Raw genomic sequence first — 6,354 nt, 5'->3', positions numbered from 1 at the left:
GTTGTTCATTATTAATCGCCCCGGAAAATATTTCACCTGACCTAAAAAAACTAGGACACAGAGAGAGTAAATCTCTGGGTTTTTCCGGGAATTATTTTATCAATATGTTTGATTTTTATAAGATTATTAATATCGCCAATGCTCGGAAAAATTAAGATTTTCTCAAAATATGTTCGTTGGTTGATTTTCGGAGCCGGATTATTTTTTTTAATAATTACTTTTAAGCAACACGCTTTAGAAGTGGGTTCTCTGAAAATTACAGCCCTAGGTTGGGTTGATTTAGGATTATCTTTAATCGTCACATTATTGGCACATATTTGGTCAGGGTGGGTCTGGACTTGGATTTTGCGGGAATTTAATCAACCTGTCCCCGTGTTTTGGGCATTGCGAATCTATTTAACCACCAATATGGCCAAGTATATTCCGGGAAATGTCTGGCATTTTTATGGCCGCATTTTGACAATTAATCAAATCGGAGTTCCCGGAAATGTGGCCACCGTCAGCGTCTTATTAGAACCGCTGTTAATGGCTGCCGCCGCTTTAATCATGGCCTTACTGGGGAGTTTTGCCCCTTTACAAAATACCTCCGCCCACGGATTAGAAATTGGTGCCTATAAATTTTCTCAGACAGTGATACAAATTGGCAAAATATTGGGGTTAACTGGGGTACTTCTAGGAGTTCATCCGGTGATTTTAAATCCTTTGGTGAAATTTCTGGGTAAGGGGAAATTGAAAAATCAACGGAAAAAGCATCATCCAGCCCCAAAATTCACCAGAAAAATTACCGCAGAATCTGATAAAGATTCCCTAAATTCTCTGCGGTTAGAACCGGGACAACTCCAACGCTATCCCTTAGTTCCTTTAATCGGCGAACTGGGTTTTCTGTGGCTGCGAGGTAGTGGTTTTTTATTGGCAATGTTGGCCATGCTTCAACCCCTCGATTCATTCAATTTATCCACCCTGATGAAATCAGGATTTTTAGTATTGAGTGCTTTTAGTTTTGCCTGGTTACTCGGTTTAGTGCTTCCCGGCGCCCCGGGGGGAATTGGCATTTTTGAAGCTACGGCGATCGCCTTATTGCAAAATAATTTCCCCCCAGGCATTTTGCTTGGTGCGATCGCCTTTTATCGGCTGATTAGTTTGGCCGCCGAAGCCATTGGCGGGGCAAGCGCCTGGTTGATAGAAAAATATCCCAGAGATTAAAATTTTTTTCCCGACTATGGCGAATAATTTCCGCTAAAACATCGCGATCGCGCAACCCTGGATCTGGATCAATTTTACTGCCAACCACATTGTCAGCCCCTTGACTCGGATACAGAGTATAACCCCAATTCCAAACCGTCGGATCAACCGTATTAAAATTCAAATCCGCCAGACGAGCGATCGCCGCTGCCACATTTTCCGAAGCAAATAATACCTCACTATCAATATTAGTCAACCACACCCCACGAATTTCCCCATTTGTGATTGCCTGACTGGGACTTCTTGTCGGCGGCTGATTCTGTGAAGTTGGCGGATTATTTCCTACCGGAGTTTCGGTCTGATTACTTCCTGAATTTGGCGGATTATTCGCTACTGGAGTTTGGGGATTACCCGTTGCCAAGGGAATCAAGCCCGTTGGATATCCCAAATTCAAGCGTGCTTCCCGATCAGTTGAATATAAAACTCAGCGTGGTCAGTAAGTAATTGTACTTGGGATTTGGTTTCTTAGCTGTTTTATAAATAAATTTTTCTACTGCGGCACAAAAACTTTTCGCCTTCTATAGCTGTTGCCAGTTTCCCAAGACTATGTAACGTAAGACTTTACAGTAGGCAAAATATTCTTTAACCGTCGCTAGTAGGTGTCGTTTAACCTCGTCATCTGCTTGAAGAAGCCATTTGTTTCTGCGTACAATGGTTTTGATCATTTGAGATTCTCCCCCTTGCTTTAGCAAGGGGGAGAATCTCAAATCCTGTTATAGGTACTTCAGGGGTGAAGAGTACGTCAAAAAACATCAAGTTGCACGCTGTTCAACTAACCCTTGATAAGCATGATTAAAATCATCCGTTGTAATCCGAATCTCAGCCGGGTCAGTCATTCCCTGATGTCGATAACGACGAATTGCCACCAGTGCGGCTTGGTTACATAATAATGCTAAATCTGCCCCATTCCAGCCTTCCGTTGCTTCGGCCCAATAGCCTAAATCCACATCCTGTAAAGGACGTTCATCGTTATGGACTTGTAAAATCGCTAAACGACTTGAAGCATTCGGTAAATCCACTTTTAACTGTAAATCCAAGCGTCCAGCCCGGAGTAAAGCTGGGTCTAACGCATCTGGGCGGTTAGTGGCTCCAATCACTAAAATCGTTGCCCCCGTTTGCAACCCATCTAACTCCGTTAAGATTTGTCCCACAACCCGGTCACTCACCCCAGAATCCCCACTGTAACGGCCTCTTGCAGGAGCTAAGGTATCAATTTCATCAATAAACACCACACAAGGGGCGGCTTGACGAGCTTTGGCAAATAACTCCCGTACCGCTTGTTCACTGGCTCCCACCCATTTACTCAACAGTTCCGGGCCATTAATACTAATAAAATTGGCTCGCGCCTGAGATGCAACGGCTTTCGCCAATAAGGTTTTTCCCGTTCCCGGAGGCCCCCAAAGCAAAATGCCTTTGGGTGCTTGGGCTTTAGTTTGCAAATATAATTGAGGATGGAGTAATGCCCCTTCCACAGACTCCTGTAGGGTTTGTTTAATTTGTTCCAGTCCGCCAATATTATCCCAAGCCACATGGGGAGATTCCACTTCCACAGACCGTAACACGGCGGGTTTAACTTCTTTAAGGGCTTGCAAAAAGTCGGCTTGGATGACCGTCATGACTTCTGGAATTTGGGCATCCAGGGTGGGAACCTGACGGCGCAACGCACTATAGGCGGCTTTCTGACAAACGGCTTTTAAATCAGCCCCCACAAATCCCACCGCGTTATCTGCAATTAATTCTAAGGAAACTGATTTATCTAAAGGCATCGAACGGGTGAGAATTTGCAGGATTTCTAAACGTCCATTGCGGTCAGGAACCCGAAAGAGGACTTCTCGGTCAAACCGTCCGGGGCGACGTAAGGCGGGGTCAAGATGGTCGGGGCGGTTCGTCGCAGCTAGAACAATCACCCCTTGAGTTTGGGCAAAACCATCCATTAAACTCAGCAATTGGGCAACCAGTCGTTTTTCCACTTCCCCTTCAACTTTGCTGCGGTCGGGAGCCATGCTGTCAATTTCGTCAATAAAAACAATACAAGGGGCATTTTTACTGGCTTTCTCAAAAATTCCCCGCAGTCGTTGCTCGGCTTCCCCATAATATTTGCTCATCACTTCTGGCCCGACTAACGCAATATAGTTAACGCCGAGTTCTTCAGCCAGGGCGCGGGCGGTTAAGGTTTTACCTGTTCCTGGTGGGCCGACTAAGAGAACGCCGCGAGTGGGTTCAAGCCCTAATTTTGCTAACAAGTCCGGGCGTTTTAGAGGAATGGCAATCAGTTCTTTGAGTTCTTTTAGAACTTCTGTCAATCCACCAACATCTTTAAGGGAAGCGGTCGTTGGTTCTTCTGGCGGTGTCATAGAGTCTTCAAATCCTGAATCTGAGGGAGAAGATGAGCGATTACGATTAACCTCAAAATCACCCCCACCAGAATTGCTCGGACGGGAAATGCCCCCTGGACGGGGAATCCCACCAGCACGGGGAATACTACTCAAGGGACGAGAACTAAACTGCACTTCAGTTTTAATTTCTCCTTTTTCAAGTTTTTCTTCTAAGGTTTTAGCCAGTTCGACTAATTGCTCAAAACCTTTGAATAACTCTGTCATAAAATTTCTCCTGAATCAATTGAAGGATAGGGACTGGGGGATGGATGGGGTTGAGGAGTCTAACGTTTAAGACTAAGATACCTTTAAAACAACAGATCTGCCGCGCCTTTTACCCGTGCTAGAGGTTCTACTGACCGAGGTAAACTGGGTAAGCGGATCAGAGTTTGATCTGGGAATAAATCCCGATCAATTTCCTCATCAGCGTGATAACGGTTCTGCACGACATAACGCTGATAGACTCCCATTTTTTTCAAAGAGGCTGTTAATCGAAGTTGTTCGGCAATAATGGCATCTTGGGCTTGCAGAACCCCAATAAATTCGGTATGTTGGGGGTCTTTTAATTTTTTCTGGGCTTGCATCACTTGCTGCCTTAAGGTTCGCAATCGTCCCATTAAATCTAAACGCCCTAATACATTTTGATACTTCATCCACAGCTTAAAAATCCAAGTTAACCAATCCCCTAAAGCCGTTGGCATTTCTAAAAATCGCAGGAGATGACCTGTAGGTGCCGTATCTAAAATAATCAAATCTTGTTGTTTTTGGTCTAATAAATCCATCACCGTTACTAACGATAACATTTCATCAATTCCCGGTAAGGATTGAGCCACAATTTGTCGCCAAGCTTCAGGAGTATAAGCCAGTTTTATGCCTCCGTCTTCTTTGCCTTCGCCACTAATCATTTCTGCCAGTTCCCACAAATAATCATCCCGAAATTTTTCTAAAACGATATCTGCATCAACTTCTTGACCACTTAAGTTTCCTATTAAAGGACTCGGTTGATGTCCTAATTTCTCTCCAAAAGCGTCTCCTAAAGAATGGGCTGGATCAATAGAAATAATTCTAATGTTTTGGTCGGGATGACGATTCGCTAACGCCCAACCAATGGCAGCGGCAACGGTTGTTTTTCCGACACCTCCCTTGCCACCAATGATAATGAGTTGGCGTTTGTCGTCGATAAAATCACTAAAACTAGGAATAATTTTTTGCGGCCATTGAATGGGGGGTGGGGGAATAAATTCTACGGTTTCGAGGGTTTGAATTTGACTTATGATGCGATCTAATGCTTCACCTCCCAGGGGTTCTGTTGATTGTTGGGGAAGGGTAAAAATTGTGTCTTGACCTGGAATTTTCAGAAATTTATCGAGGAGTTGCTGTTGCTCACTATAGCGATCTAAATTTTGATTGGGATTAGTTAAAATGCGATTAATAAATAAGTTGCCGCAGGGAATATTTAAGTGATGCAAGCTATTGAGTAATCGTTCGGTTTCTAATAAACTCATCGGTTCAGCAATTGCCACAACTAAACAAAGGGTGAAATCGCTATCTTGCAGGAGTTGTTTGCCTTCAGTTAACTCGGATTTCATTTTGACTAAGAAGTCATCCACATCATCGGCATTGTAGGTTTTTGAGAAGGTTTGGGAAATAACGCGATGTTTTTCTTGAAATAATTCTAAAGAATTTAAAATAATCTCTAAAAAGTCTTTAATTCCTAATAGATTTAAGGTATGACCGGAGGGAGCCATATCAACGACAATTCGATCTACAATATTTTCGTTGAGTAATCGTTGAATTTCTAATAGACCCATAATTTCATCTAAACCAGGCCAGTCTAAATCCCAAACAGGGGTTAAATCTTCCCCTTCAACAAAACTGCCTCGTTCTACTAAGAGTTCTAAAAATTTTCCGTATTTTGCTTTAAATTCTAAGAGTAATTTTCCTGCATCTAATGCCCTAACTTGTAAATTAGGTAAGTCGTCTAAGGGTAATGCTATATCGCTGACTTCTGTTTGTAATACATCCCCTAAAGAATGGGCAGGATCAGTTGAGATTAATAGGATGTGTTCATCGGGAAATAATTTAGCCCAACGGCGGGCAAATCCACAGGAAAGGGTAGTTTTTCCCACTCCTCCTTTGCCACTAAACATAACTAAATGTCGGGTGTCATAACGACTAAGAAAGTTGTTTACCAAGTTAAGGTTAGTCATAGAGAAATTAAGTTAAGTAAAGTGATAGGGTGGAGAAACTTGCCCTAATTGTAATTCCCACCTGGGGCAAGCTTTTTGCCAATGCAAGACTTGCTCGATTAGTAAAGGTTCTTCTTGAAAATTGACTAAAAGATAAATTCGTGATTCAGTCCCCGGAGAAGGAATAATAATCGTTGATGGATAGCTTTGGGTAACTAAATGAACGAAATTTTGCCATTCTGAACCTTGCAGAATATAAAAGTCTTGTTGGGCTTCATAGTGCTGTTTTTTAGCTAAAAAATATTGTCTTCCCCGGCTCTCAGAAGAGAGTACAGGCTCCTCTAGCTTACGCGGAATACATTTTAAAAGATATTCCCCTTTTCCCTCAAGTTGTTCAATTTTTTCTTGATATTCTTGGGCATTAGAACTAAGATGGTTCAGTAAATTGTCTGCCTCTAAAAAAGATGTGCCAAAACGTAAGGGTAAAATAGTCGTTTGCTGAAATAATTCGCAGATGACGCGATCGTGACATAAAACGGCTTGAATCA

5 protein-coding genes are annotated in these 6,354 nt (G+C 42.8%); 1 reads left to right on the top strand and 4 read right to left on the bottom strand.

Going from position 1 to position 6,354, the window contains the following annotated elements:
- Positions 1–138: 138 nt before the first annotated feature.
- Positions 139–1,203 carry a lysylphosphatidylglycerol synthase domain-containing protein gene (locus tag AM228_RS28210; RefSeq protein WP_054470324.1) on the top strand — a complete coding sequence of 355 codons (1,065 nt, stop codon included), beginning with the start codon at positions 139–141 and terminating at the stop codon, positions 1,201–1,203.
- Here AM228_RS28210 and AM228_RS28205 read toward each other — a convergent pair.
- The 4 genes from AM228_RS28205 to AM228_RS28190 all read right to left on the bottom strand — a co-directional run.
- On the bottom strand, positions 1,136–1,636 hold the full coding sequence (locus AM228_RS28205; RefSeq protein ID WP_054470323.1) for a family 10 glycosylhydrolase: 501 nt from the start codon (positions 1,634–1,636) through the stop codon (positions 1,136–1,138). The genes AM228_RS28210 and AM228_RS28205 overlap by 68 nt on opposite strands.
- Positions 1,637–1,994: 358 nt before the next feature.
- A complete protein-coding gene (locus tag AM228_RS28200) occupies positions 1,995–3,842 on the bottom strand; it encodes an AAA family ATPase (RefSeq protein ID WP_054470322.1) in 1,848 nt (615 codons plus the stop codon).
- Between the two features lie 83 nt (positions 3,843–3,925).
- Entirely contained in the window at positions 3,926–5,827 is a 1,902-nt protein-coding gene (locus AM228_RS28195; protein ID WP_082349213.1) for an ArsA family ATPase, read from the bottom strand.
- A 12-nt stretch (positions 5,828–5,839) separates the two neighbouring features.
- Positions 5,840–6,354, bottom strand: a 515-nt coding sequence (locus AM228_RS28190; protein ID WP_054470319.1) for a GvpL/GvpF family gas vesicle protein, incomplete at its 5' end; no start/stop codon positions are given.

It is taken from the genome of Planktothricoides sp. SR001 (assembly GCF_001276715.1).
GTDB lineage: Bacteria > Cyanobacteriota > Cyanobacteriia > Cyanobacteriales > Laspinemataceae > Planktothricoides > Planktothricoides raciborskii.
Note: the sequence above shows the minus strand (reverse complement) of the source record. Positions and strands in the feature narration are given on the sequence as shown.